Here is a 24,982-nt window from a genome sequence, read left to right on the forward strand (position 1 = left end):
AATCCACGTCAACGCTTATTTAAGGAGCTATTCCAATTTCAACGTGATGCGCGCAAAAGCCTTCTTGCCAGCCTGACAAACATGCGTAGCACCTACCTTATATATATAGGAGCGATCGACAACCTGACCATCTACCCGCACCCCCCCGGCACCTAGCAGATCACGCGCCATGGCCGAATTCTTCACTAACCCGGCCTTATTAAGCAGTGCCGCAATCGGCATATCCTCAGCCGCCATTACTTCTACCTCCGGCAGGTCCTCAGGCAGCTCACCCTCTTTCATGCGATTACCCGCCGAACGATGAGCACTGGCAGCAGCCTCCTCGCCGTGAAAGCGCGCGACGATCTCTTCAGCCAACTTAATTTTGACATCACGCGGATTGGCGCCCTTCTCGACATCACTCTTGAATTGCGCAATCTCTTCCATCGAGCGGAAGCTGAGCAGCTCGAAATAACGCCACATAAGCGCATCAGGCATGGAGACCAGCTTGTTGTACATGACGCCCGGGGCTTCCTGAATACCGATGTAGTTGCCCAGAGACTTGGACATCTTCTTCACGCCATCCAAGCCTTCAAGCAGGGGCATGGTGACTACACACTGCGAAACCTGACCATAGCCGCGCTGAAGCTCACGCCCCATGAGCAAGTTGAACTTCTGATCCGTCCCTCCCAGCTCAACATCCGCTCGCAGAGCAACCGAGTCATATCCTTGCACCAACGGGTAAAGGAACTCATGGATGGCAATCGGCTGCTGGGTCGAGTAGCGCTTACTGAAATCATCGCGCTCGAGCATGCGAGCAACGGTGTACTGCGAGGTCAGACGAATGAAATCAGCCGGCCCCATCTTGTCCATCCACGCGGAGTTGAACGCCACTTCAGTCTTCGACGGATCAAGAATTTTGAACACCTGGCTTTTGTACGTCTCGGCATTCGCCAGCACTTGCTCTCGAGTCAGCGGAGGTCGAGTTGCGCTCTTGCCGCTCGGATCACCGATCATGCCAGTGAAGTCGCCAATCAGGAAAATCACCTGATGCCCCAACTCCTGAAACTGGCGCAGCTTATTGATCAGCACGGTATGCCCAAGATGGAGATCAGGGGCTGTCGGATCGAAGCCTGCTTTAATTCGTAGCGGCTGACCGCGCTTGAGCTTTTCAACTAGCTCGGACTCAACCAGAACCTCTTCTGCACCGCGCTTGATCAGCGCCAGCTGCTCTTCAACCGACTTCATAACAGGGCTCACGACCACTCAAAAATCAAAGGGAACCAACCATACAATATCGCGGACAAATAACAAGTTTTGCCCAGCACCCACGCACACCAACAACTCAAGAACACGCTCAGGGTTGCCTCGTAGACGATTTGGTTATATTTTATACAGTTACTGCATATTCATCATTTTTTTCATCTCTTCTATCCATCTTTTCAAAGTCAAAAGCAGCCTATGACCTCTAAAACGACCAAAGCGCCGCCTCTGTACCCGAAAAGCCATATCTTGGCTGCCAGCGGCGTAGCTGCACTGCTCAGTTTGTCCTTACTCGTATTCCCGTCTCGCGAAGTCGAAGCCAAGCGAACCTATCTTGGCCTGGAACTCGACACTAGCCCTGCACTTGTGGTGCCGGAAAACGATGCTCCGCCACTCGACTCTGACCTGGAGGGTAAGGCCGCCTCGCCCTTCGCCAAGATCGAAAGCACATCAGCTAGTCAGCGTCCCGCCGAGCAAAATGCAGCTATAAAGGACACGGACACAGCTCCCAACCTTAGCGATACCCCTGCCGACCCCAGCCACAAGATCATTAGCGTTGCGAATGGCGATACCCTTTCCACGGTATTTGCCAAAGTCGGCCTGTCCGCCAATGCTTTGCATGAAGCGCTGAGCAGCAGCAAAGAAGCCAAGCAGTTCAGTCGCCTTAAGGTTGGCCAGGAACTGGAGTTCCAGCTGAGCGCAGACGGCCAACTCGAAAGCTTGCACAGCAAATTGAACGACCTGGAAAGCATCAGCCTGGCCAAGAGCGCCAAAGGTTTCTCTTTCAAACGCGAGCTGGTCAAGCCAGACGTCAGGACTGCCTACGCTCACGGCATGATCAATAGCTCGCTGTTTCTCTCCGCCAAGCGCGCGGGACTGTCACATGGTTTGACCATGGAACTGGCTAATGTCTTCGGTTACGACATCGACTTCGCCATGGACATTCGCAAAGGCGACGAATTTGAGCTCGTCTACGAAGAAAAGGTAGTGAACGGCAAGCGGGTCGACACCGGCAACATTCTCTCGGCACGTTTTACCAACCGCGGCAAAACCTTTACCGCCGTGCGCTACACCAACAAACAAGGCAGCACCAGCTACTACAACGCCAACGGCGAGAGCATGCGTAAAGCCTTCATCCGCACCCCCGTTGATTTCGCCCGCATCAGCTCGCGCTTTTCCAACGGACGCCGTCACCCGATCCTCAATAAAATCCGTGCACACAAAGGGGTTGATTACGCAGCTCCGCGCGGCACACCGATCAAGGCCGCCGGCGATGGAAAGATTGCCCTCGCGGGACGCAAAGGCGGGTACGGCAACGCTGTCGTTCTGCAACACGGCAGTCGCTATCGCACGTTGTATGCACACATGCAGGGTTTCGCCAAAGGCATCCGCACTGGCGGCAATGTGAAGCAAGGGCAAATCATTGGCTACATCGGCACCACAGGCCTGTCCACGGGCCCGCACCTGCATTACGAATTCCAGGTCAATGGCGTTCATGTCGACCCGCTGAGCCAAAAACTGCCCATGTCCGACCCGATCGCCAGCAGCGAGAAAGCTCGCTTCATGCAACTGAGCAAACCGCTGATGGCGCGGATGGACCAGGAGAAGTCCACCCTGCTCGCCCTGAACAAGCGCTGATTGCGGTGCCGTACTACCTGGGGGTGATGTCCGGCACCAGCCTGGACGGCCTGGATATCGCCCTGATCGAACAGAGCGACAAGACCACCCTCCTAGCAACTCATTACCTACCCATGCCGACTGAGCTGCACGACGAGCTACTTTCGTTGTGTTCGTCAGGCCCCGATGAATTGGCAAGGGCCGCTATGGCCGAGCAGCGTTGGGTACAGCTGGCAGCTCATGGCATCAGTGAGCTGCTGGAGCTGCATCGACTCAAACCTGAGGCGATTCGTGCGATAGGTAGCCACGGTCAGACCGTGCGCCACGAGCCGGCACGCGGCTTCACCATCCAGATCGGCAACCCCGCCCTGCTCGCCGAACTCACCGGGATCTGCGTGATAAGTGACTTTCGCCGCCGTGACATTTCCGCTGGCGGGCAAGGCGCTCCTCTGGTGCCGGCCTTTCATGAAGCCTTGTTCGATGACCAGCGCAGCCACCGAGCGGTGCTGAATATTGGCGGGTTCAGCAACCTTAGCCTGCTAACACCTGGCCAGGCCGTACATGGCTTCGATTGCGGCCCAGGCAATGTCCTACTGGATGCCTGGATCCAGCGCCAGCGCGGCGAGCGCTTCGACAGGGACGGTGCCTGGGCTGCCAGCGGACAAGTTCAACCGCACTTGCTGCACGCCCTGCAGAGCGCCCCCTACTTCCAGACCCAGGGCCCGAAGAGTACAGGTCGCGAACTGTTCAACCTGGAGTGGCTTGAACGACACCTGGGCCACCTCCCCGACTACCCAGAAGCAGATATTCAAGCAACGCTGCTAGAGTTGACTGCATCGAGCATTGTTACCGCACTGCAAGGTGCCCAACCTCAGACGGAAGAGCTGTTGGTGTGTGGTGGAGGCGCGAACAACCGCGCGTTAATGCAACGTTTGAGCGACCTGCTGCCCGGCTGCGCGGTCAACAGCACGGCAGTTCATGGCGTACCCGCAGACTGGGTGGAAGCCATGGCCTTCGCCTGGCTCGCGCACTGCTGCCTTGAAGCTATTCCGGCGAATCGCCCGAGCGTGACGGGCGCACGAGGGCTGAGAGTACTTGGGGCGATCTACCCCGCCTGAGCACTGCTTTCACAGCCCCCCAGAAACGACAACGCCGCGCACAAGGCGCGGCGTGAGCATCGACTCTTCGCTTACGATCAGATCGAAAAGGACGAGCCGCAACCACAGGTCGTGGTGGCGTTCGGATTCTTGATCACGAAGCGCGAGCCTTCCAGGCCTTCCTGATAATCCACTTCGGCACCCGCCAGATACTGGAAGCTCATGGGGTCAACCACCAGACTCACCCCCTCGCGCTCGACGATGGTGTCGTCATCGGCGACGTCTTCATCGAAGGTAAAGCCATACTGGAAGCCCGAACAACCGCCACCCGTAACGAATACGCGCAACTTCAGGCGAGGGTTCCCCTCTTCATCGACCAGGCTCTTCACCTTGCTCGCGGCGCCCTGCGTGAATTGCAAAGCTGTAGGGGTGAAGGTTTCGACGCTCATGCTGACTATCTCCCGGCGCTAAGCGCCATACTGCGTTGGGCCCTGCATTATCCGCTTACCCTACAAAAGCGGTCAACTATTGTGCATCGTCCAATCTTTCCGGCAACTCCAACGGGCGCGATTGATCTTTCAGGTGGCACAAGCTCCCTTCGATCTGCGCGCCCATGGCCATCTCCATCAAGCCGTAATAGAGGTTTCCGCGCACCCGCGCACGGGCGCCCAATTCCAAGTGTTCGCTGGCATGAACATCACCGATCACCTCGCCGTCGATCACTATACGGGGAGCGCGAACGTCGCCCTCGACCAACCCTTCGACACTGATTCGCGCCATGCCGTCAGTGGCCAGCAAATTACCACTTACTCGACCATCGACCTGCACCGCCCCCTGAAACTGCAAGTCGCCACTCAGCTCAGCCCCTGCAGCGATCAAGCTGGTCTTGCCGGTAAAGCGTTGTAGGTCAGCTCTGCTTTTGTCTTTATTCCACATATACAACAGTCACTCTTGGTCGATCCATTTGAATGTACGCTCCAGCGGTTTCTCACCTTTGATTTCGGCGCGCACCTTGACCTGACGCGGCATAAAGCCGTCAGGTAACTTCAGCTCGGCGAAACGTCCGGCTTCGGGAATGGCCTGGAAGTGCTTGAACGCGAAGTGAATCACTTGGTCATCCAACTGATCAGGCAGCCCCTGGGTCAAGGTCGCCAATTCCAGACTGACCTGCTTGTCGCCCTGCACACCCTCCACAGTCACCTGCAACTTCCCCTCCAAGAGTTTTTCGTCCTTGCCCACCCGGCTGAGCAGCAATTTGTAGCGAAATAGCTGAGGTGTGTCCGTGGCCTGCAACTCAAAGGTGCGAATCCTCAGCCCCTTTCGTCGACTCGCCGGGGCTAACACTCCCTTGTAGAAAGCCAGGTCTTGCTGTTGCTTGAATATCTGCTCCTCGAGCAGTTTGATAGTCAGGCGACTCTGCTCGTTAGCTTGCTGCGCGACTTTTTCGCCGCTGGACACAACCGCCAGGCGCTGGCGCAACCCCTCCACTTCCTGTTCTTGCTCAGCCAAGCGAACCTGCAGTGACTGCCGCTCCTCCACAACCACTTGCATATGGCGTGTCTGCCACCAGCCCCCGGCATAGAACACGGCAGGAAGCGCCAGCACCAACATCCACAGGGCCAGACGCATGCGCCTGGCAGCGCGCGGGTCGCTCGGCCGGACTTCCCAGCCGGCCATCAGGGCAGCATGGCCGCATGCGCCAAGCCGAGACGCTCGTCGAGGCCAAAGAGGATATTCATGTTCTGTAGCGCCTGCCCCGAGGCCCCCTTGACCAGGTTGTCGATCACCGACAGCACCACAACCAGGTCACCGTCCTGCGGCCGGTGCACGGCAATGCGGCAGACGTTGGCACCGCGCACGCTGCGGGTCTCGGGGTGACTGCCGGCGGGCATCACATCAACGAACGGCTCTTGGTCGTAACGCTGCTCGAACAACGCCTGCAGGTCGACCGACCTATCCATCACGGTTGCGTACAGAGTGGCGTGAATACCGCGAATCATCGGCGTCAGATGCGGCACGAAGGTCAGACCAACTTCAGCACCGGCAGCCCGGCGCAAGCCCTGTCGAATTTCCGGCAAGTGGCGATGGCCTTTGACCCCATAGGCCTTCATGCTTTCGCCGGCCTCGCTGAACAGCGATCCTACGCTGGCACCACGTCCGGCGCCGCTGACCCCGGACTTGCAGTCGGCGATCAATTGCCCTGTGTCGGCCAGGCCGGCTTCCAGCAGGGGAATCAGGCCCAGCTGCGCCGCGGTTGGGTAACATCCGGGTACCGCGATCAGGCGCGCCGTTTTGATCGCCTCGCGATTGACCTCCGGCAGCCCATACACAGCCTCAGGCAGCAGATCCGGGGCGCCATGCGGCTGGCCATACCATTTAGCCCACTCTTCGGCGTCTTGCAGACGGAAGTCAGCGGACAAGTCGATGACCTTGGTGCCGGCCGCCAGCAGCTCACCGGCCAAGGCGTGAGCCACCCCGTGCGGGGTGGCGAAGAACACCACATCGCAGGCACCCAGCGTCGCCACATCCGGCACGCTGAACGCCAGGTCGGCGTAATGCCCGCGCAGATTCGGATACATCTCGTCGACGCGCAAGCCCGCTTCGGAGCGTGAAGTGATGACTTCGACGTGCGCCTGCGGATGCTGCGCCAACAGTCGCAGCAGTTCGACACCGGTGTAACCCGTGCCGCCAACGATCCCGACCTTGATCATCACTTGCCCCTTGAAAATGCCATTGGAAAGCTGCCGATGATAAAGCCGCTTCGGCCAGGGGCCAACCGCTGGTGATGACGTATGCAGCATCGCCCACTACTATCGAGGCACTTTAATCACGCGGAAGTCGAAAAATGCTCTACCTGTGGCTAAAAGCCCTGCACATCATCGCCATGGTCTGCTGGTTCGCCGGGCTGTTCTACCTGCCACGCCTGTTCGTCTATCACGCGATGAGTGAAGACGAGGCCAGCCGCCAACGTTTCTGCGTGATGGAGCGCAAGCTGTACCGCGGCATCATGTTGCCGTCGATGATCGCCACCCTGGTTTTCGGCATCTGGCTGCTCAGTCTCAACCCGAGCCTTTACCTCAGCCAAGGCTGGATGCACGCCAAACTCACCCTGGTACTCTTGCTGATCGGTTACCACCATGCCTGCGGCGCCCAGCTCAAGCGCTTCGCTCGTGGCGAAAACCAACGCAGCCATGTGTTCTATCGCTGGTTCAATGAAGCCCCCGTACTCGCCCTGATCGCCATTGTCATCCTGGTGGTCGTTCGTCCGTTCTGATCCTGCCACATTACTCAGTCAAAGGTGCCGCCATGTCCCTGCCTACCCTGCTCGAACAACGCTTGCGTCTGCCAGTGGTCGCCGCCCCGATGTTTCTGGTATCCAACCCACAACTGGTACTGGCCTGCTGTCAAAGCGGTATTGTTGGCAGCTTCCCGGCGCTGAATCAGCGTGACAGCAGCGGCTTTAACACCTGGCTGGAAGAGATCGAAGCTGGGCTTACTCCCGAATCGGCGCCCTACGCCGTTAACCTGATCGTGCATGGCAGTAATCCACGCCTGCAGGCGGATCTGGCGATCTGCGTAGAGCACCGTGTGCCCATCGTCATTACCAGTCTCGGCGCGGTGAAAGAAGTGGTCGATGCGGTGCATAGCTATGGCGGCCTGGTGTTCCATGACGTGACCACCCGCCGCCATGCGGAGAAAGCGGCGCAAGCCGGAGTCGACGGTTTGATCGCCGTGGCTGCAGGTGCAGGTGGGCATGCCGGCACCTGGAGTCCATTCGCGCTGATTGCCGAAATACGCCAGTTTTTCGACAAGACCCTGCTGCTCGCCGGTTGCCTCAACCGGGGTCATGAAATCCTCGCCGCACAGTTGCTCGGCGCCGACCTGGCTTACCTTGGCACGCGCTTTATCGCCACCCAGGAGAACAATGCCACTACGGCTTACAAACAGATGATCGTCGATGCCAAAGCCGCCGACATCATCCACACCCCGGCAGTCTCCGGCGTGCCGGCCAGCTTCATGCGCCGCAGCCTGGAGCTCGCCGGCTACGACCTGGACCAACTGCAGAACAAGGCCGAGGTCAATTACGGCGAGAAGCTCAAGCCGATCAGCGACGAGGCCAAAGCCTGGAAAACCGTGTGGTCGGCCGGCCAAGGCGTCGGCGCAATCGGTGACCTGCCAACGGTCGAGGCACTGGTCGCGCGCCTGGATCGCGAATATCGCGCCGCACACAGCCAAGCCCAGCACCTGAAAAATGGCTGGCTACGCTAAGGCCTGCGTCTGTTTAACCCAGCGCTAGGAGGCGACTCGCCGACTGCAACGCCCAGCCGACCTCCATGCAGTCAGCAAAGACGTTCCCTGAGCAGTTTGTTTGGCGAACGCCACGCCCACTGGGCTATCTTGATTATTCCCCCACGGCGCCGACAAGGAAGCCCCGCATGACCCAAGCCCGTTTCAAGATTGTCTTCAATGGTGAACTGATGCCCGAAGTGGCTCTTGAAACCGCCAAAGACAACCTGGCCCGCCTGTTCAAGAGTGACCGCACACGCATCAATAGCCTGTTCAGCGGTAGCACCTTCGCCCTCAAACGCGACTTGGGTGAAAGCGAGGCCGACCAGTATCTGGCGGCCTTGCAACGCGCTGGCGCGAACGCGCGCAAGGAGCCGGACCTGGCAGCCAGCCTAACCCTGGTGGAAACCGAACAGCACAACCCCGCTGTAGCAACCGACACAGTTAGTGGCATCGAAATGACCTGCCCCAAATGCGGTAAACAGCAAGCCAAAACAGCAGAATGCACGGCATGCGGGGTCATCATCGATAAATTCCTGGCTCGCCAAGCCTTGCTGGCCGAGAGTGCATCGACAGCCACATCGAACAGCGACAGCAGCCCCAGTAACACCCCCTATGCTCCGCCACAGGCGGACGTCGGCGGGGCCTTGGCGGAAGTCGGCGAGCTCAATGTGTTCTCCACCGATGGACGAATCGGTCGCCTGCGCTACCTGGCCTGGTCGCTGGTGCTGATGTTCGCCACCAGCGGCGTCATGGGCGTGGTGGCCATCGCCGCCAGTATCTCCGAGGTACTTGGCGGCTTGCTCGGCATCGCGGCCATGATCGGCATGCTGGTGGTCAGTGTGCAAATAGGCACACAGCGCTTGCATGACATCGGCTGGAGCGGCTGGCTGTTGCTGCTGAATATTGTGCCCCTCATCAACAGCGTGTTCTGGTTGCTGATGCTGGTGATTCCCGGCACCCTTGGCGCCAACCGCTTCGGCCCACCACAACCGGCCAACAGTACTGCGGTCAAGGTGTTGGCCGGGTTGTTCCTGGCGTTGCTGCTCGGCGGCGTCCTGAGTTTGTTTCTCGGCGGCTTCGCCATGCTGGGCTTGGCCCTAAGCGGCCTCGATCTCGGCGCCCTGGGCACACCCAGCAACTGACCGGTCACTGGGCCGCGGTAACTAACTTGCTGGCCCAGGCAACCCTAGGCAGCCGCTGTGGTCGAAGCCGACCCGTCACGGAGAAACTCAATGCCCCGTTATGCCCTGATCACCGGTGCTTCAAGCGGTATCGGCCTGGCCTTGGCCGAAGCCCTGGCGCGCCGAGGGCGCAATTTGATCCTGGTAGCGCGCCAACGTCATGCACTGGAAAGTATCGCCTACGAACTGAGCCAGCGCTTTGGTGTAGAGGTACTGTTTCGGGTCTGCGACCTAAGCGAACCACTGCAGTTGTCCGGCTTGCTGCATGAACTGGAGCAAAGCGAACTGATCATCGAGCTGCTGGTGAACAACGCAGGGCTGGGCAACTCTGGCGCCTTTGTCGCGCAGGACTGGAAACGCGAACAGCAACTGATCGAAGTCAACATCCTCGCCCTCGCCCGACTCTGCCATAGCATCGGCACTATCATGGCGGGTCAAGGCAGCGGGCAAATCCTCAATGTCGCCTCGGTAGCGGGCTTTCAGCCTGGCGCCTGGATGAGCAATTACTACGCGAGCAAAGCCTACGTATTGCACTTCTCCGAGGGTCTGCGTGAAGAGCTCAAGGAATACGGCGTCAGCGTGTCGGTGCTGTGCCCCGGACCGACACGCAGCGCCTTCTTTCGTAACGCACTGATTAATAGCGCACCACTGGAAAGCAGCAAATTACTGATGAGCGCCGAGGAAGTGGCGCTCATCACGGTCAGAGCGCTGGAGAAGAAACGCGCGATCATCATCCCCGGCTGGCGCAATCAGCTGATGGCCATGCTGCCGCGCTGGGCCCCACGCTGGCTGGTACGCAAAACCGCGGGCAAGATCAACCAACGCTTCACCCGCGCTGACTGAGCCTTGCCGGTTCAGGGGCTGTTGGCATTCACCGTGCGGCCGTCGGCCCAGCTGCGCAGGGCGTTGAGATTTTCTGCCATGACCACTGACAACGGCGCCGTGTTCTGGATGCTCTGCAGCAGCAAGGCCTGATCGACAACTTTCTGCTGCGCCTGTGCGGCGTACAGCGCACTGACCACTACCTGTTCGACCTCCGCTCCGGAAAAGCCTTCGCTGGCAGCCACCAACAGGTTCATATCGAAATCGCCGGACTCCAGCTCGCGCCGGGCCAGGTGGATACGGAAGATCTCCAGGCGCACCTGCGCATCCGGCAAGTCGACGAAGAACAGCTCATCGAAGCGTCCCTTGCGCACCAACTCGGGCGGCAGGCGTTCGATGACGTTGGCGGTTGCCACCATAAATACCGGTGCTTTGCGCTCGCTCATCCAGGTCAGCAAGGTCCCCAGTACACGCTGGCTGACGCCGCCGTCGTGCTCACCACTGGCCAGGCCCTTCTCGATCTCATCCATCCACAGCACACAAGGCGCCATCTGCTCGGCCAGCTTCAAGGCCTCGCGCAGGTTGCGCTCGGTTTCGCCGAAAAACTTATTGTACAGGCAGGCGAAGTCCAAGCGCAGCAACGGCAAGCCCCACAGCCCGGCCACCGCCTTGGCCGCCAGACTCTTGCCGCCGCCCTGCACCCCGACCAGCAGCACGCCCTTGGGCAAGTCGACGCCCTTGCCTTCGAGAAAGATGCCCTGACGATCGGCCAACCAGCGTTTCAGATTGCTCAGCCCGCCAACTTCGGCAAACCGTGCTGTGTCGTACTCGAAGCTCAACACCCCATCCAGATCCAGCAGCTGGAACTTGGTCTTGTTCAGCTCAGGCAAGTCTTCCTGAGTAATGGCGCCGTCATCGCAGATGACGTTACGCGCCAGGATGCGCGCCTCGGCATGACTCAGACCGCGCAGGTTCTTCACCACCTGCTGCAGGGTGCGGTTGTCCGTGCGCACGCGGGCGTTGTGGTTGCGCGCACTCCAGTGACTGGCCTCCTCGCGAACGATGGCCAGCAATTCATCTTCCGAAGGCAAGGCCAAGCTGAAGCGCGCGGCATAACGCTGCACGTCCGGCGGCAACTTGCAGGCGTGGGACACCAGCACCAGTGTCGGCTTGTTTGCGCCGACGCACATGGCGACCTCCTTGAGCAGGCGCACCAGCTTGGGGTTGTCGTCAAGGAATGGATGCAGGTCGCACATGACGTAGAGATTCGCCAACGGATCGGCCTTGATCAGCCGTAGGGCGGCCTCCGGCTCCTGGGTCTGATCATCGCCCAGCGGCTCTCCACCGAAGCCGAGACGCTGCAGACCCTCTGTCACCGACCAGGTCTGCAAGCCGAGCCCGCGCTTGACTGCCAACCCGGTAAGGGTTTCCAGCACCCGTACTTCGTCCCATGACTCGATAAGGACCAGCTTGACCTTGGAATCGAGCACCAGCCCCAGGTCATGAATATCGTTTTTCACACAAACTCCTTGTACCCACGCCGCCACTGGTCTGGGCAAACTCCCACCGTTAAACTCGGATTTCTTTCAACAGGCCGGGAGACTGTCCATGGACTGTCTGTTTTGCAAGATCGTCGCCGGGGAAATACCCGCGCGCAAGCTTTATGAAGACGACCAGGTGTTTGCCTTTCACGATATTGGCCCCCAGGCGCCCGTGCACTTCCTTGTCATCCCGAAGAAACATATCCCCACGCTGAACGATCTTGCCGAAGAGGATAATGCCCTGACCGGGCACATGCTCTTCACCGCTCAACGCCTGGCCAACGAACTCGGCTGCGAGGCCGGCTTCCGCGTGGTGATGAACTGCAATGATCAAGGCGGGCAAACCGTACACCACATTCATATGCATGTACTCGGTCAGCGCCAGATGACCTGGCCACCGGGTTAAGCGAAACCGTTACCGAGCCGGCCAACCACCCGGAAGTTGGGCGATATGCCCCACAGGCCTGGCTGGTAGCGAGGCAAAACGCCTCAGGCCTGGCTCAAGCCTATGCTCGACGATTGGAGTAAACTGGGCCGCGTTGCTCACGCCGGAGGTTCCATGGCCAACGAACGTCATTATTCACCCGTAGATCGCCTGTTGCTGCAGGCCGATGCGGCGCTGCGCACCCTGCTGCCCTTCAGTGGCCAACCCAATCGTCCCTCGCCGGCCATTGTGCAGCCTGAAGTCGAACTGGATGAGCTCACGACGCAGCACATTGCCGGGCTGATGCGCATCAACCACACGGGTGAGGTATGCGCCCAGGCGCTGTATCAAGGGCAAGCGCTGACCGCCAAACTACCCGCGGTTCGCACGGCCATGGAGCACGCTGCCGACGAGGAAGTCGATCACCTGGCGTGGTGTGAGCAGCGCATCCGCCAGCTCGGCAGCCACCCCAGCGTGCTCAACCCATTGTTCTATGGCTTGTCATTTGGTGTGGGTGCAGTCGCTGGTTTGATCAGCGACAAGGTCAGCCTGGGTTTCGTCGCCGCCACCGAGGATCAAGTGGTCAAACACCTCGACGATCACTTGCAACAGATCCCAGCAGGTGACGAAAAGTCCCGGGCGATTCTCGAGCAGATGCGCGAAGACGAGGCCCAGCACGCCACCAGCGCGCTGGAAGCCGGCGGCCTGCGCTTCCCGTTACCGGTGAAGTTCGGCATGAGTCTGGTTGCCAAGGTGATGACCCAAAGCACCTACCGCATCTAAATCCACACAGAGCAAAAAAGGGGCGCCTGAGGCGCCCCTTTTTGCTTCCAGCTTCAACCAAGCACAGTCGCTTGGCGCCGAGATCAACGCGGCATATTGCGCGCGTAGAAGATCTCCAGCATCTCGTGTCGCACGCGCTCCTCCACCTGAGCGCGCAGCTCAGGGGTCAAGTTGCGGGTGGCATCTCCAAACAGATAGTTGTCCAGCTCGAAGTCCTTGAGCAACATCTTGGTGTGGAACAGGTTCTCCTGGTACACGTTGACATCGGTCATCTGGTACGCGGCCTGGGTATCGTCGGAGAGGTAGTTCTGGATCGAATTGATCTCGTGGTCGATGAAGTGCTTCTTGCCTTCCACATCACGAGTGAATCCGCGCACGCGGTAATCGACGGTGACGATGTCCGAGTCAAACTGGTGGATCAGGTAGTTCAACGCCTTGAGCGGTGAAATCACCCCACAGGTTGACACGTCGATGTCCACACGGAAGGTGGCGATGCCATCCACCGGATGAATCTCCGGATAGGTGTGCACGGTGATATGGCTCTTATCCAGATGAGCGAGAATCGTCTCGGGCAACGGACCCGGCGACTCCTCGATCTGACTTTCCGTCGGGTCCACCGGCTCCTCGGAAATCAGGATGGTCACGCTGGCGCCTTGCGGATCGTAATCCTGGCGAGCGATGTTGAGGATATTGGCGCCGATAATATCGACAACATCCGTGAGAATCTGGGTCAGGCGTTCGGCATCGTACTCTTCGTCGATGTACTGCACGTAGGCCTGCTGGTCTTCCGCGGTTTCCGCGTAGCAGATGTCATAGATGTTGAAGCTCAAGGTCTTCGTCAGGTTGTTGAACCCGTGGAGCCTGAGTTTGCTTTTCATCACCGTTGAAACTCTCTATATGGATGCGGCCCGGCCGCGTGATCGAGTATGCCTGTCAGGTGCGCAATGCGCGCCTGCGTAGGACGATGAACACCTCTTCGCATTAGCGAATTTTGATTGTTTGAACGGAGCGCGAGGCGCCCGGAAAGCAGGGACACCACGATGCAAATGACGCGCACCAGCCGCCAGAGCGCGGCCGATGCAAATGATCACAGGATTTCAGCCCAGCTCGATGATTTCATAGTCGTGACTGATCTCGACTCCGGCACGGCCAAGCATGATCGAAGCCGAGCAATACTTCTCTGCCGACAGCTCTACCGCACGTTTGACCTGCGCCTCTTTCAAGCCGCGTCCCTTGACCACGAAGTGCAGGTGGATCTTGGTAAACACCTTGGGCTCTTCACTGGCGCGCTCGGCCTCAACAAAGGCCTCGCAACTCTCTACCGGCTGTCGGGATTTTTTCAGGATGCTGACCACATCGAAGTTGCTACAACCACCGAGACCGATCAGCAACATCTCCATGGGACGCACACCCAGGTTACGCCCACCGCTCTCTGGCGGACCATCCATCACTACCGCATGGCCGCTGCCCGACTCGCCGAGAAACAGGGCTTCGCCGGCCCACTGAATGCGCGCTTTCATTACCATGCCTCCGCTGTTAAAAAGGGACGCAGCTTATCACAGCGCTTTTTGTCGCCCGACATACAGCTGATAACCTAAAAGTTCCCTGACAAGGTGTTACTCAGGTCGCAAAAACGGCCCCCGTCACGGACCGTCTGTTAAGCTGGCGTCGGATTACTGGCACACTTAGCCGGATAACTAATAAAAAACTTGCCTGTCGGACAAAGGCTTATCTTTTTATATTCGGGAATCGGGCATGGTCGCTATTACCCTCACACCTAAAATCAAGAATCTCGACAAACTCCTCGCACACTGTCACCGCCGCCGGTATACGGCGAAAAGTACCATCATCTACGCGGGCGATCGTTGCGAAACCCTGTTCTTCATCGTCAAAGGCTCGGTCACCATCCTGATCGAAGATGACGATGGACGTGAAATGATCATCGCCTACCTTAACCCCGGCGACTTTTTCGGCGAAATGGGCCTATTCGAAAAGGAAGGCGCGGAGAAAGAGCGCAGCGCCTGGGTAAGGGCAAAAACCGAGTGCGAGGTCGCTGAACTCAGCTACGCCAAATTTCGTGAACTGACCCAGCAAGACCCGGACATCCTCTATGCCCTGGGTAGCCAGATGGCCGAGCGCCTGCGTAACACTACGCGCAAGGTCGGCGACCTGGCTTTCCTCGATGTCACCGGGCGCGTGGCGCGCACCCTGCTCGACCTGTGCAAGCAACCGGACGCCATGACCCATCCGGACGGCATGCAGATCAAGATCACCCGCCAGGAAATCGGCCGCATCGTCGGCTGCTCGCGAGAGATGGTTGGCCGCGTGCTGAAGACCTTGGAAGAGCAGGAACTGGTCCACGTCAAAGGCAAAACCATGGTGGTGTTTGGCACCCGCTGAATACTCCAGAGCTAAAAAAGCCGGCGCATGCGCCGGCTTTTTTATTCGTGCGGGTCAATCCACATCCAGACTGTTGACCACCCGCTTGCCCCCTGGAAAGAACAGTCGCTCCAGCTCGGAGCCGGGATTTTCCGCACGCATGAACGCTTCACCGACCAGGAAGGCATAGACCTCACTGATTTCCATCAACTCGACATCGGCGCGATTGAGGATGCCACTTTCGGTCACCACCAGGCGGTCGCGTGGTATCCGCGGCAACAGGTCGAGGGTGGTTTCCAGGCTCACTTCGAAACTGTGCAGGTTGCGGTTGTTGATCCCCACCAACGGCGTATCCAGGGTATTCAACGCACGCTCCAGCTCATCGCCATCGTGCACTTCCACCAGCACATCGAGTTCGTAAGCCTTGGCGGTTGCCGCCAGCTCGGCCATCTGCGCATCGGACAACGCCGAGACGATCAACAACACGCAGTCCGCACCCAAGGCACGCGCTTCGACGATCTGATACGGATCGATCATGAAGTCCTTGCGAATTACCGGCAGCGTGCAGGCGTTGCGGGCCTCCTGCAAATAACGGTCGGCGCCCTGAAAGAAATCCACATCGGTCAGCACCGACAAGCAGGTCGCCCCACCGGCCTGATAACTCTGGGCCAGTTCCGCTGGCACGAACTGCTCACGCAGCACGCCCTTGCTCGGTGAGGCCTTCTTGATCTCGGCGATTACCGCCGGCTGCTTGCGCTTGGCCTGGGCCAGCAAGGCCTGAGCGAAACCACGGGGCGCATCGGCGGCCCGCGCTTGCTGCTCGACCTCGGCAAGACTGACTACGGCGCGACGGGCGGCCACCTCTTCGGCCTTGCGGGCCAGAATATTTTCCAGAACGGTTGGCAGACTCACCCTTCATTCTCCTGTTTGAATACCGCGGTGAAGGACACCAGTTCTTGCAGCTTTTCCCAGGCCAGACCGGTATGCAACGCATCGTTGGCCATGTCCATGCCCTGCTTGAGGCTGCTAGCCAGATCGGCGGCATAGAGTGCGGCGCCGGCATTCAGCACGATCATATCGACAGCTTTCTGCCCGGCCTCGGTCTTGCGCCGCCCCAGCGCGTCGCGAATCAGCGCCAGGGATTCATCGGGTGTTTCCACGGTAAGCCCGATCAGGCTCTGGCTCTTGATGCCGAAGTCCTCCGGCTGGATGCGGTACTCGCTGACCACGCCACCTTTCAGCTCGGCCACATAGGTCGGCGCGGCCAGGCTGATCTCATCCAGACCATCCTGCGCATGCACCACCAGCACATGCTCACTGCCCAATCGTTGCAGTACCTCGGCCAGCGGCCGACACAGCGCCTGACTGAACACGCCGATGACCTGATGCTTGACCCCAGCCGGATTGGTCATCGGCCCGAGCATGTTGAAGATGGTACGCAGGCCCAGTTCACGACGCGGGCCTATGGCATGCTTCATCGCACCGTGGTGGGCCGGCGCAAACATGAAGCCGACACCAACGTGTTCCACACAACGGGCCACTTGCGCAGGCGTAAGATTCAGGTAGACCCCGGCAGATTCCAGCAAGTCGGCGCTGCCGCTCTTGCCCGAGACCGCGCGGTTACCATGCTTGGCCACCTTGCCGCCCGCCGCCGCTACGACGAATGCCGCCGCCGTGGAGACGTTGAAGATGTTCATGCCATCGCCGCCGGTGCCACAGGTATCGACCAGACGCTCGGCGTTGATCTGCACCGGCGAGGCCAGTTCGCGCATCAGCCTGGCCGCACCGGTGATCTCGTCGATGGTCTCGCTCTTCATGCGCAAGCCCATAAGAAAGGCGCCGATCTGCGCGTCAGTGCACTGCCCGGTCATGATCTCGCGCATCACGTCCTGCATTTCCTCGGTACTGAGATCGAGCTGACTGACCACCCGGTTGAGGGCTTCCTTGATGTTCATCCGCGCACGCCTCCGTGTTGGTTGAGGAAATTGGCAAACAGCTCGTGTCCCTGCTCGGTGAGAATAGACTCGGGGTGAAACTGCACACCTTCGATGTTCAGGGTCTTGTGCCGCAGCCCCATGATTTCATCCACCGCGCCGTCGTCCAGCTGGGTCCAGGCGGTGACTTCCAGGCAATCCGGCAGGGTCTCGCGCTTGACCACCAGCGAATGATAGCGGGTCACCGTCAGCGGCTTGTTGAGCCCGGCGAAGACACCTAGGCCCTCATGGAATACCGGACTGGTCTTGCCGTGCATCACCTGACGCGCACGCACCACATCGCCACCGAAGGCCTGGCCGATGCTCTGGTGGCCCAGGCAGACGCCGAGAATCGGCAGCTTGCCGGCGAAGCGCTCGATCACCGCCAGCGACACACCGGCCTCGGTCGGCGTGCAGGGGCCTGGGGAAACAACGATGCGCTCGGGATTCAGCGCCTCGATCTCGGCGATCGTCAGCTCGTCATTGCGGATCACTTTGACCTCGGCACCCAGCTCACCGAGGTACTGCACCACGTTGTAGGTAAAGGAGTCGTAATTGTCGATCATCAGCAGCATGGCAAGACTCCTTAGTTCTCGGTCTGGACGGAGGTGGTTTGTTCGGCGAGTGCCACGGCACGGAACATGGCGCGGCGCTTGTTCAGGGTTTCTTCCCACTCCAGCGCCGGTACCGAATCGGTGACAATGCCGGCACCGGCCTGCACATGCAGCTCGCCGTCCTTGATCACCGCGGTGCGAATCGCGATGGCCGTGTCCATATTGCCGTTCCAGGCCAAGTAGCCGACTGCGCCGCCGTAAACGCCGCGCTTGACCGGCTCCAGTTCATCGATGATTTCCATGGCGCGAATCTTCGGCGCGCCGGACAGGGTGCCGGCCGGCAAGATGGCACGCAGCGCGTCCATAGCGCTCAGCCCCGCCTTCAATTGTCCAGTGACGTTGGAGACGATATGCATGACGTTGGAATAACGCTCGATCACCATTTTCTCGGTGAGCTTGACGCTGCCGGTGCTCGACACGCGACCGACATCGTTACGCCCCAGGTCGATCAACATCAGGTGCTCGGCGAGCTCCTTGGCGTCGGACAGCAGATCCTGCTCCAACGCTACATCAGCCTCTTCATTGGCTCCGCGCGGGCGAGTGCCGGCAATCGGGCGCACGGTGACCAGGTTGTCCTCCACGCGCACCAGCACCTCCGGCGAACTGCCCACCACGTGGAAGTCGCCGAAATTGAAGAAGTACATATAAGGAGTCGGATTGATGCAGCGCAGCGCGCGGTACAGATCGATCGGCGCGGCCTTGAAGGGAATCGACATGCGCTGGGAGATCACCACCTGCATGCAGTCTCCCGCCAGGATGTACTCCTTGATGGCATTCACCGAGCGCTCGTAGTCATCGCGACTGAAGCTGGAGCGAAAGGTCGGCTCGGCGCCGGGCGGGGCGTTCAGATCGACCCCCAGGCGCGGGGTTATCGGCTGACGCAGCTTGCTCAGGATATCCTGCAGATGCTCCAGCCCCTGCTCGAATGCGTTGGTTTCGGCCGGGTCGGCCAGCACAATGGCGTGCATCTTGCCGGCCAGGTTGTCGAATACCACCACGGCATCCGAGACCATCAGCAGGATATCCGGGGTGCCCAGCGGATCGGGGTTAACCCCACCCGCCAGCTTCGGCTCGACATAGCGCACGCTGTCATAACCGAAGTAACCCACCAACCCACCATTGAAGCGCGGCAGCCCCGGCAGGGTCGGCACCTTGTAGCGCTCTTTGAACTGCTCGACGAAGTCCAGCGGATCCTCGCACTCGTGGCGCTCCACTTCGACACCATCGACGCAGATACTGACGCTATGGCCATAGGCGCGCAGCACCGTGCGGGCGGGCAGGCCGATAATCGAGTAACGCCCCCACTTCTCGCCGCCCTGTACGGACTCCAGCAAGTAGGTATTGGCCTGATCGGCCAGCTTCAGGTAGATCGACAGCGGGGTGTCGAAATCAACCAGGGTTTCACAGGCAAGGGGAATGCGGTTATAGCCGGCAGCGGCCAAACGCAGGAATTCTTCGCGGATCATGATCAGCCTCGTGGCTTGAGGGTAAAACGGTCGTGTGCAAACGTGCCGACTAAGCGGCCAAGATCAGTTCAGAGGCGCCAGCGCCAACGGGCCAGGGCCTTGATGATTTTCATCCCAGCTCTTGCGAGCCAGTGTTTGCAGGTAACCACCACGGGGGATCTCTTGGGCGGGAGTAAAGTCTGGCCACACTAGCGTAGCCGCCGAGGCGAATCAACCCGCCAAACTCGCTCTCAGGCCAACTGCAGCCCTGTTTCCTCAATGGTGGCGAGCCTGCGCCTGCAGGCTCCTGCTTACTCTGTAGCCAACAATAACTCTCGCAGGTCATCGATCACTCGCGCCGGCGACTCTTCAGCGATCGGCCGACCATGGTTGTAGCCATAACTGAGCGCCACACAGGGCACGCCCGCCGCCTTGGCCGCCAGCACGTCATTGCGCGAGTCGCCGACAAACAATGCCTGCCGCGCCTCGACCTGGGCCAACCGCAGAATATGCAGCAAGGCCGCCGGATCGGGCTTCTGCTGCGGCAGCGTGTCGCCGCCGACAATCCAGCGGAAATAGCCACCCAGACCTTTCTCATCCAACAACGGGGCGACGAAGCGCTCCGGTTTATTGGTGACGATGGCCAGCGCAATACCCTGCTCAGTCAACCAGCCGAGCATGTCCTTCACCCCGGGGTAGACACGGGTCAAGGCATGGTTCTCGGCGTAGGCCTGCATAAACAGCTGCAGCGCCTCGGCCGCATCTGCCTCGGCGACATGCGCATGCTGCAGGCCACCGGCCAGGGCGCGGCGCACCAACACGCTGGCGCCATTGCCCACCCAGTCTCGCACTCGCGCGACGCCTGCCGGCGCCCGACCGAGGTCGAGCAGCACCTTATCCACGGCGGCGGCAAGATCCGGCACCGAGTCCACCAGGGTACCGTCCAGGTCGAACATCACCAGGCGCGGCAACTGGCCATCAAACAGCTCGCGCAACTGCATCAGCCGCGCACCTGCGCCAGCTCGGCGCGCATCGCCTCGATCACCTCGCGGTAGTTCGGCTGATTGAAGATCGCAGAGCCAGCAACAAAGGTATCGGCACCGGCCGCGGCGATCTCGCGAATGTTCTGCACATTGACCCCGCCATCGATCTCCAGGCGGATATCGCGGCCACTGGCATCGATCAGCGCACGCGCCTCGCGCAACTTATCGAGCGTGCCGGGGATGAACTTCTGCCCGCCAAAGCCCGGATTGACGCTCATCAACAGGATCATGTCGACCTTGTCCATCACGTACTTGAGCACGTCCAGCGGGGTCGCCGGATTGAACACCAGACCGGCCTTGCAGCCACCGGCACGGATCAGCTGCAGCGAGCGGTCGACGTGTTCTGAGGCTTCCGGATGGAAAGTGATGTAACTGGCGCCGGCGTCGATGAAGTCGCCGATCAGTCGATCCACCGGCTTGACCATCAGGTGGGCATCGATTGGTGCGGTGATGCCGTATTTGCGCAGCGCCGTGCAGACCATCGGGCCGATGGTCAGGTTGGGCACATAGTGGTTGTCCATCACATCGAAGTGGACGATATCGGCGCCGGCGGCGAGAACGTTATCCACTTCCTCACCCAGACGAGCGAAGTCGGCGGAAAGGATCGACGGGGCGATGGCGAAGGGTTGCATGGCGCACCTCGGGAGCATTCACGGAAGGCGCGCAGTGTACCAGCCCCAAGCCAGGCCTGGCGCGACCAGAAGCGCCTGACAAGACGACGGCGAAACCGCTAGGCTGCAACCACGATTGCCGCCCGGAGAAGTGCCATGCCCTCGCTTCACGCCCTCCTTGCCCTGTGCCTACTGTTGCTCGGCGCGCACGCCTATGCCGAAGGCGAAGCGTCACCGGCGAGTGGCGAGCCCACTGACACAGATGCATCAACAGTTAAGCGCACAGCGCTGCCGGAGCGCAGCCAGAGCGACGCCAGCGCGCTCGAACGCCAGCTACAGGATAAACAGCAACAGCAACTCAAGGCCGCCGAGGAAAGCTTTCTTGCTCTCTGGCTACCCGCCAACGTCGGCGAACCAAGCGGCGCGGTAATTCTCCTGCCTGGTGACGATGAGAGTGCCGACTGGCCACAGAGCATCGGTCCCCTGCGACGCAAGCTACCGGATGCGGGGTGGCACAGCCTGAGCCTGAGTTTGCCCGACCCTCAGGCTGGCATCCCTCCCGTACGCAGCGCCGACACCGATCCTGCCAGCCAGCCGACAGCAGCCCAAGCAGAAGAGAGTACTGACGAGCCGGACCCGACTGAGACAGCAGGCACAGCGCCAGTCGAAAATCAGCCGCCGTCCGTCACTAGCGACCGCGAAGCCCAGCGCAAGGCCCATGCAGAGCGGGTCCTGGCACGCATCGAAGCAGGCATAGCCTTCGCCCAACAACAGCAGGCGAAAACCATCGTCCTGCTCGGCCATGGCAGCGGCGCTTATTGGGCCGCGCGCTTCCTGGCCGAACGCCAGCCAAAGGACGTGCAGAACCTGCTGCTGGTCGCCGCCAAACGGCCCGACGGATTCAGCCCCGCACTGGAAGAACTCATCCCTAGCCTGAAACTGGCCACCGGCGATTTCTACTACGAGGAGCAGACCCGCGATCGCAACGCCGCCCTCGAGCGTCTGCAAACGAGCAAACGGCAAAAGCATCCGGCCTACATTCAAATCGCCATGCAGGCGCTACCGGGTAATCCGGCAGCGGAACAGGAGCAGCTGTCTCGACGCATTCGCGGTTGGCTCAGCAAGCACCTGCACACCAGCGCGCGGTAACCGACAGCGGCCTTTCCTGCAGGCCAGCCTGACGACTAGCGAAACCCACGACGCTGGCGGATCAGCTCGTAGGCCCGATGCAGCTCGCCGGTTTTTTCCGTGGCTTCGCGTACTCGCTCGGGGCCTGCGCCACTGCCGGTCAGCTTGTCGGGATGGTGGCGACTCAACAGGCGCCGATAAGCACGCTTTATATGCAGCGGCTCGCTATCGGCCGCGACCCCGAGCAAGCGCAGCGCCTCCTGATAGCTGCCGCCCGTCGAGGCCAGCGGCCCTTGCTTCGGCGCATAGGCTGCACTCAACGCCTCCTGAGTAGCGGCGGGCACACCCAGCCATTTCCCCCACAGCACAATGAGCTCGCGCTCGGCCTGCGAGACCCGACCATCCACCCAGGCCATCCGCCAACACGCACGCAACAAGGCTTCACCACGTACCTGCTGACGACGTAACGGCGCACGCAGGCTATCGCGCCCGGTCTTGCCTCGCGCAAATGCCTCGATAGCCCGCCGCTGCGCTGCCTCATTCAACCCCAAACGCTGCATCTCGTACCGCGCCTGCTGGATATGTGCCTGCAGCACCCGGCCATCGCACTTGGCTAAACGGCCGAGCAGGAGAAACAACACCTCCTCATCAGCAGGTGCTGCCCTACCGCCAAGGCGCTCACGCAGTGCGTCCCAACTGCTCAGGCGCAGACGACGATCCAGCACCTGGCCGAGTAGACCACCGAGCAATGCACCGGGAATGCTGGCCACGGCCAAGCCAGCAAACGCACCGAGCAATGTCGCCGGCCAGAGCACGTCAATCCCCCTGCGCGAGCAAACGTTCTACCTCGGCCAGGCGTTCATGGGTACCCACATCGACCCAACGACCGCTAAAGGCCTCGCCACTCACTCGCCCGTCGGCCATGGCATTACGCAACAGTGGCGCCAGCTTGAACGCGCCAGGCCGACAGCCGGCGAACAGCGCCGGCGAGAGCAGCGCGATGCCGCTGTAGGTCAGATTCGATTGACCTACAACGGCATCACTCACGCGACCTTGCGCCAGACAGAAGTCTCCCGCTTGGTGATGTGCCGGGTTGGCCACCAGCACCAGGTGAGCCAGCCCGTTCAGCGGCTTATCCAGCACGGCGAAGGGATAGTCGGTAAAAATGTCGCCGTTGACCACCAGAAAGGGCTCATCGCCGAGCAAGGGCAACGCCCGAAAAATCCCGCCCCCGGTTTCCAGCGGCTCGCCCTCCGCCGAGTAGCGGATGCTCACACCGAAGCGCCCGCCGTCGCCGAGGAAGTCCTCAATTTGCTGCCCGAGCCAGGCATGGTTGATCACCAACTCGTGGACACCGGCGGCGGCCAAGGCACGCACGTGGTACTCGATCAGCGGCACGCCGGCTGCCTGGACCAACGGCTTTGGCGTGTGCAAGGTCAAGGGCCGCAGGCGCTCACCCTTGCCAGCAGCGAGAATCATCGCCTTCATACGGATGCCGTCTCGGCCTGCCGCAAACCGACTAGCAGCTCGCCCAACTCGGCCAACTCGGGCCGACGAGCCACCACCGCGTCGATATACGCGAAGAAACGTGGCACGTCGCCGAGATACCTGGGCTTGCCATCACGGTGACAAATACGCGCAAAAATACCGATCACCTTGAGGTGGCGCTGCACCCCCATCAAATCACTGGCACGCAGAAAGTTGTCCAGTTCAGACTGAACCGGAATGCCCACTGCACGCGCTTGTCGCCAATAGCCTTCCAGCCAGTCGCGCACCCGCGCCTCAGGCCAACTGAGAAAGGCATCCTTGAACAGGCAGGTCACGTCATAGGTAACCGGTCCGTAGACCGCATCCTGAAAGTCCAGCACCCCTGGATTCGGCTCACTGAGCATCAGGTTGCGCGGCATGTAATCGCGATGCACCAAGACTTTGGGCTGCGCGAGCGCGCTGTCGATCAACAGGTTAGTGGTCCGTTGCCAGGCGGCCTGTTGCGCAACATCCAGTTCGATGCCTAGGTGATGTTGCACATACCACTCGGGAAACAGCTGCAACTCGCGGCGCAGCAAGGCGTCGTCATAGCTCGGCAATCCCGCATCCATCGGCAACTGCTGAAACGCCAGTAACGCCTCCAGTGCATCCGCGAACAGCAGGTCGGCGTTACCCGCATCAATAACGTCCAGATAGGTTTGCCGACCCAAATCATTCAGTAATAGAAAGCCGCGTTCGACATCGGCCGCGAGTATCTGAGGTACGTTCACCCCGGCTCCGGCCAACAACGCCGCAACCTTAACGAAGGGCCGACAATCCTCTTGCGGCGGTGGCGCATCCATCACGATCAGGCTGCGCCCGGCGCCTTGCCAGCGGAAATAACGACGGAAACTGGCGTCGCTACTTGCCGACGTCAGCGTGGCTGCAGGTACCTCGCCCCAGCCTTGTGCGGCGAACACTGTCGGCAGTTGCTGATCGAGCCACTCGCTCAGGAGTTGCAGGCGTACATCTTCATCAGGCATTACAAGGGTCTCCACGGCGCTAGCCGTTGCGCGGGTCATGCTTTATTATCCAGCATCTTGTGCGACACGCGTAGCGTGTCTCCAGCTTCGCGGTGAGGAGTCATCGTGAAGGGTTTCCGCAAGGAAACCAAGGGCCCCGGCATCCAATCCAGGGAACCAAAACCAGCCAAGAAGTCCATTGCCTTCAAGGACTTGCCGCAGCGGCGGTGGCAAAACCCAAGGTCGCCTAGCACTCGGAAGCGCGACTGCGAACCAGCTTCACTAGGTTCTGGAGTGCACACT

27 protein-coding genes and 1 pseudogene are annotated in these 24,982 nt (G+C 60.3%); 10 read left to right on the forward strand and 18 right to left on the reverse strand.

The genetic code is table 11. The features are described 5' to 3' along the window. Window positions 1-27: 27 nt before the first annotated feature. Window positions 28-1,227 carry a tyrosine--tRNA ligase gene (tyrS, locus tag TMS3_RS00005; protein WP_025163178.1) on the reverse strand — a complete coding sequence of 400 codons (1,200 nt, stop codon included), beginning with the start codon at window positions 1,225-1,227 and terminating at the stop codon, window positions 28-30. A gap of 213 nt (window positions 1,228-1,440) precedes the next feature. Between tyrS and TMS3_RS00010 the strand changes: the two genes are divergently transcribed. Together TMS3_RS00010 and TMS3_RS00015 are read left to right on the forward strand one after the other, a co-directional pair. Then, entirely contained in the window at window positions 1,441-2,880 is a 1,440-nt protein-coding gene (locus TMS3_RS00010; protein ID WP_025163179.1) for a peptidoglycan DD-metalloendopeptidase family protein, read from the forward strand. A 5-nt stretch (window positions 2,881-2,885) separates the two neighbouring features. Continuing rightward, entirely contained in the window at window positions 2,886-3,977 is a 1,092-nt protein-coding gene (locus TMS3_RS00015; protein ID WP_025163180.1) for an anhydro-N-acetylmuramic acid kinase, read from the forward strand. A gap of 77 nt (window positions 3,978-4,054) precedes the next feature. Here TMS3_RS00015 and erpA read toward each other — a convergent pair whose 3' ends face one another. From erpA to argC, 4 genes are all read right to left on the reverse strand, one after another. Next, window positions 4,055-4,405: an iron-sulfur cluster insertion protein ErpA gene (gene erpA / locus TMS3_RS00020; protein WP_025163181.1), complete on the reverse strand. Its 351-nt coding sequence runs from the start codon at window positions 4,403-4,405 to the stop codon at window positions 4,055-4,057. A gap of 76 nt (window positions 4,406-4,481) precedes the next feature. Further along, window positions 4,482-4,892: a bactofilin family protein gene (locus tag TMS3_RS00025; protein ID WP_025163182.1), complete on the reverse strand. Its 411-nt coding sequence runs from the start codon at window positions 4,890-4,892 to the stop codon at window positions 4,482-4,484. A gap of 9 nt (window positions 4,893-4,901) precedes the next feature. After that, window positions 4,902-5,633, reverse strand: a complete 732-nt coding sequence (locus TMS3_RS00030; protein ID WP_025163183.1) for a DUF6776 family protein — start codon at window positions 5,631-5,633, stop codon at window positions 4,902-4,904. Continuing rightward, window positions 5,633-6,667, reverse strand: coding sequence for an N-acetyl-gamma-glutamyl-phosphate reductase (gene argC / locus TMS3_RS00035; RefSeq protein ID WP_025163184.1), 1,035 nt, complete (start codon window positions 6,665-6,667; stop codon window positions 5,633-5,635). The genes TMS3_RS00030 and argC overlap by 1 nt, the downstream gene beginning before the upstream one ends. Before the next feature lie 134 nt (window positions 6,668-6,801). Between argC and hemJ the strand changes: the two genes are divergently transcribed. From hemJ to TMS3_RS00055, 4 genes are all read left to right on the forward strand, one after another. Next, complete coding sequence (gene hemJ / locus TMS3_RS00040; RefSeq protein WP_025163185.1) at window positions 6,802-7,230, forward strand: protoporphyrinogen oxidase HemJ; 429 nt, start codon at window positions 6,802-6,804, stop codon at window positions 7,228-7,230. Window positions 7,231-7,262: 32 nt separating this feature from the next. Next, a complete protein-coding gene (locus tag TMS3_RS00045; RefSeq protein WP_025163186.1) occupies window positions 7,263-8,225 on the forward strand; it encodes an NAD(P)H-dependent flavin oxidoreductase in 963 nt (320 codons plus the stop codon). Between the two features lie 167 nt (window positions 8,226-8,392). Beyond that, entirely contained in the window at window positions 8,393-9,388 is a 996-nt protein-coding gene (locus tag TMS3_RS00050) for a DUF805 domain-containing protein (RefSeq protein WP_025163187.1), read from the forward strand. A 90-nt stretch (window positions 9,389-9,478) separates the two neighbouring features. Next, a complete protein-coding gene (locus TMS3_RS00055; RefSeq protein ID WP_025163188.1) occupies window positions 9,479-10,270 on the forward strand; it encodes an SDR family NAD(P)-dependent oxidoreductase in 792 nt (263 codons plus the stop codon). Window positions 10,271-10,281: 11 nt separating this feature from the next. Here the strand turns inward: TMS3_RS00055 and TMS3_RS00060 are convergent, their stop codons facing one another. Next, entirely contained in the window at window positions 10,282-11,769 is a 1,488-nt protein-coding gene (locus TMS3_RS00060) for an AAA family ATPase (protein ID WP_025163189.1), read from the reverse strand. Window positions 11,770-11,857: 88 nt separating this feature from the next. Between TMS3_RS00060 and TMS3_RS00065 the strand changes: the two genes are divergently transcribed. Next, window positions 11,858-12,196, forward strand: a complete 339-nt coding sequence (locus TMS3_RS00065) for a histidine triad nucleotide-binding protein (RefSeq protein ID WP_025163190.1) — start codon at window positions 11,858-11,860, stop codon at window positions 12,194-12,196. Between the two features lie 153 nt (window positions 12,197-12,349). Next, window positions 12,350-12,997 (forward strand): 2-polyprenyl-3-methyl-6-methoxy-1,4-benzoquinone monooxygenase, encoded by a 648-nt coding sequence (gene coq7, locus TMS3_RS00070; RefSeq protein ID WP_025163191.1) that lies wholly within the window; start codon window positions 12,350-12,352, stop codon window positions 12,995-12,997. An 83-nt stretch (window positions 12,998-13,080) separates the two neighbouring features. Here coq7 and speD read toward each other — a convergent pair whose 3' ends face one another. Then, window positions 13,081-13,875, reverse strand: a complete 795-nt coding sequence (gene speD, locus TMS3_RS00075; RefSeq protein WP_025163192.1) for an adenosylmethionine decarboxylase — start codon at window positions 13,873-13,875, stop codon at window positions 13,081-13,083. A gap of 219 nt (window positions 13,876-14,094) precedes the next feature. Continuing rightward, a complete protein-coding gene (locus tag TMS3_RS00080) occupies window positions 14,095-14,517 on the reverse strand; it encodes an OsmC family protein (RefSeq protein ID WP_025163193.1) in 423 nt (140 codons plus the stop codon). Between the two features lie 235 nt (window positions 14,518-14,752). Between TMS3_RS00080 and crp the strand changes: the two genes are divergently transcribed. Next, entirely contained in the window at window positions 14,753-15,397 is a 645-nt protein-coding gene (crp, locus tag TMS3_RS00085) for a cAMP-activated global transcriptional regulator CRP (protein ID WP_025163194.1), read from the forward strand. Window positions 15,398-15,451: 54 nt separating this feature from the next. Here crp and trpC read toward each other — a convergent pair whose 3' ends face one another. The 7 genes and pseudogenes from trpC to rpe form a co-directional block, all read right to left on the reverse strand. Then, window positions 15,452-16,288: an indole-3-glycerol phosphate synthase TrpC gene (gene trpC, locus TMS3_RS00090; RefSeq protein WP_025163195.1), complete on the reverse strand. Its 837-nt coding sequence runs from the start codon at window positions 16,286-16,288 to the stop codon at window positions 15,452-15,454. Next, entirely contained in the window at window positions 16,285-17,331 is a 1,047-nt protein-coding gene (gene trpD, locus TMS3_RS00095) for an anthranilate phosphoribosyltransferase (RefSeq protein ID WP_025163196.1), read from the reverse strand. The genes trpC and trpD overlap by 4 nt, the downstream gene beginning before the upstream one ends. Next, window positions 17,328-17,924, reverse strand: coding sequence for an aminodeoxychorismate/anthranilate synthase component II (locus TMS3_RS00100; RefSeq protein WP_025163197.1), 597 nt, complete (start codon window positions 17,922-17,924; stop codon window positions 17,328-17,330). The genes trpD and TMS3_RS00100 overlap by 4 nt, the downstream gene beginning before the upstream one ends. A gap of 11 nt (window positions 17,925-17,935) precedes the next feature. Beyond that, complete coding sequence (gene trpE, locus TMS3_RS00105; protein WP_025163198.1) at window positions 17,936-19,429, reverse strand: anthranilate synthase component I; 1,494 nt, start codon at window positions 19,427-19,429, stop codon at window positions 17,936-17,938. A gap of 68 nt (window positions 19,430-19,497) precedes the next feature. Beyond that, a pseudogene (locus tag TMS3_RS25815) lies at window positions 19,498-19,595 on the reverse strand (phosphoglycolate phosphatase); the annotation flags it as partial. 124 nt (window positions 19,596-19,719) lie between these two features. Then, window positions 19,720-20,412: a phosphoglycolate phosphatase gene (locus TMS3_RS00110; RefSeq protein ID WP_025163199.1), complete on the reverse strand. Its 693-nt coding sequence runs from the start codon at window positions 20,410-20,412 to the stop codon at window positions 19,720-19,722. Beyond that, a complete protein-coding gene (gene rpe / locus TMS3_RS00115) occupies window positions 20,409-21,083 on the reverse strand; it encodes a ribulose-phosphate 3-epimerase (protein ID WP_025163200.1) in 675 nt (224 codons plus the stop codon). The genes TMS3_RS00110 and rpe overlap by 4 nt, the downstream gene beginning before the upstream one ends. Window positions 21,084-21,218: 135 nt before the next feature. Here rpe and TMS3_RS00120 point away from each other — a divergent pair, with 135 nt between their 5' ends. Next, a complete protein-coding gene (locus tag TMS3_RS00120; RefSeq protein WP_025163201.1) occupies window positions 21,219-22,211 on the forward strand; it encodes an alpha/beta hydrolase family protein in 993 nt (330 codons plus the stop codon). Window positions 22,212-22,246: 35 nt separating this feature from the next. On the opposite strand, the gene TMS3_RS00125 is transcribed toward TMS3_RS00120, so the two are convergent. From TMS3_RS00125 to TMS3_RS00135, 3 genes are read right to left on the reverse strand one after another with little or no spacing between them, the layout of a single operon-like run. Then, window positions 22,247-23,005, reverse strand: a complete 759-nt coding sequence (locus TMS3_RS00125; RefSeq protein ID WP_025163202.1) for a TerB family tellurite resistance protein — start codon at window positions 23,003-23,005, stop codon at window positions 22,247-22,249. Window position 23,006: 1 nt separating this feature from the next. Next, window positions 23,007-23,678, reverse strand: a complete 672-nt coding sequence (murU, locus tag TMS3_RS00130) for an N-acetylmuramate alpha-1-phosphate uridylyltransferase MurU (RefSeq protein WP_025163203.1) — start codon at window positions 23,676-23,678, stop codon at window positions 23,007-23,009. Next, window positions 23,675-24,700 (reverse strand): aminoglycoside phosphotransferase family protein, encoded by a 1,026-nt coding sequence (locus TMS3_RS00135; RefSeq protein ID WP_025163204.1) that lies wholly within the window; start codon window positions 24,698-24,700, stop codon window positions 23,675-23,677. Before TMS3_RS00135 ends, murU begins: the two co-directional genes overlap by 4 nt. Window positions 24,701-24,982 lie beyond the last annotated feature (282 nt).

This window comes from Pseudomonas taeanensis MS-3 (assembly GCF_000498575.2).
GTDB lineage: Bacteria > Pseudomonadota > Gammaproteobacteria > Pseudomonadales > Pseudomonadaceae > Aquipseudomonas > Aquipseudomonas taeanensis.

What these genes read in the sequence shown, in the direction of transcription:
- tyrS (WP_025163178.1), bottom strand. Translation starts at nt 1,227, where the DNA reads ATGAAGTCGGTTGAAGAGCAGCTGGCGCTGATCAAGCGCGGTGCAGAA.
- TMS3_RS00010 (WP_025163179.1), top strand. Translation starts at nt 1,441, where the DNA reads ATGACCTCTAAAACGACCAAAGCGCCGCCTCTGTACCCGAAAAGCCAT.
- erpA (WP_025163181.1), bottom strand. Translation starts at nt 4,405, where the DNA reads ATGAGCGTCGAAACCTTCACCCCTACAGCTTTGCAATTCACGCAGGGC.
- TMS3_RS00025 (WP_025163182.1), bottom strand. Translation starts at nt 4,892, where the DNA reads ATGTGGAATAAAGACAAAAGCAGAGCTGACCTACAACGCTTTACCGGC.
- TMS3_RS00030 (WP_025163183.1), bottom strand. Translation starts at nt 5,633, where the DNA reads ATGGCCGGCTGGGAAGTCCGGCCGAGCGACCCGCGCGCTGCCAGGCGC.
- argC (WP_025163184.1), bottom strand. Translation starts at nt 6,667, where the DNA reads ATGATCAAGGTCGGGATCGTTGGCGGCACGGGTTACACCGGTGTCGAA.
- hemJ (WP_025163185.1), top strand. Translation starts at nt 6,802, where the DNA reads ATGCTCTACCTGTGGCTAAAAGCCCTGCACATCATCGCCATGGTCTGC.
- TMS3_RS00045 (WP_025163186.1), top strand. Translation starts at nt 7,263, where the DNA reads ATGTCCCTGCCTACCCTGCTCGAACAACGCTTGCGTCTGCCAGTGGTC.
- TMS3_RS00050 (WP_025163187.1), top strand. Translation starts at nt 8,393, where the DNA reads ATGACCCAAGCCCGTTTCAAGATTGTCTTCAATGGTGAACTGATGCCC.
- TMS3_RS00055 (WP_025163188.1), top strand. Translation starts at nt 9,479, where the DNA reads ATGCCCCGTTATGCCCTGATCACCGGTGCTTCAAGCGGTATCGGCCTG.
- TMS3_RS00065 (WP_025163190.1), top strand. Translation starts at nt 11,858, where the DNA reads ATGGACTGTCTGTTTTGCAAGATCGTCGCCGGGGAAATACCCGCGCGC.
- coq7 (WP_025163191.1), top strand. Translation starts at nt 12,350, where the DNA reads ATGGCCAACGAACGTCATTATTCACCCGTAGATCGCCTGTTGCTGCAG.
- speD (WP_025163192.1), bottom strand. Translation starts at nt 13,875, where the DNA reads ATGAAAAGCAAACTCAGGCTCCACGGGTTCAACAACCTGACGAAGACC.
- TMS3_RS00080 (WP_025163193.1), bottom strand. Translation starts at nt 14,517, where the DNA reads ATGAAAGCGCGCATTCAGTGGGCCGGCGAAGCCCTGTTTCTCGGCGAG.
- crp (WP_025163194.1), top strand. Translation starts at nt 14,753, where the DNA reads ATGGTCGCTATTACCCTCACACCTAAAATCAAGAATCTCGACAAACTC.
- trpD (WP_025163196.1), bottom strand. Translation starts at nt 17,331, where the DNA reads ATGAACATCAAGGAAGCCCTCAACCGGGTGGTCAGTCAGCTCGATCTC.
- TMS3_RS00100 (WP_025163197.1), bottom strand. Translation starts at nt 17,924, where the DNA reads ATGCTGCTGATGATCGACAATTACGACTCCTTTACCTACAACGTGGTG.
- trpE (WP_025163198.1), bottom strand. Translation starts at nt 19,429, where the DNA reads ATGATCCGCGAAGAATTCCTGCGTTTGGCCGCTGCCGGCTATAACCGC.
- rpe (WP_025163200.1), bottom strand. Translation starts at nt 21,083, where the DNA reads ATGCAACCCTTCGCCATCGCCCCGTCGATCCTTTCCGCCGACTTCGCT.
- TMS3_RS00120 (WP_025163201.1), top strand. Translation starts at nt 21,219, where the DNA reads ATGCCCTCGCTTCACGCCCTCCTTGCCCTGTGCCTACTGTTGCTCGGC.
- murU (WP_025163203.1), bottom strand. Translation starts at nt 23,678, where the DNA reads ATGAAGGCGATGATTCTCGCTGCTGGCAAGGGTGAGCGCCTGCGGCCC.
- TMS3_RS00135 (WP_025163204.1), bottom strand. Translation starts at nt 24,700, where the DNA reads ATGCCTGATGAAGATGTACGCCTGCAACTCCTGAGCGAGTGGCTCGAT.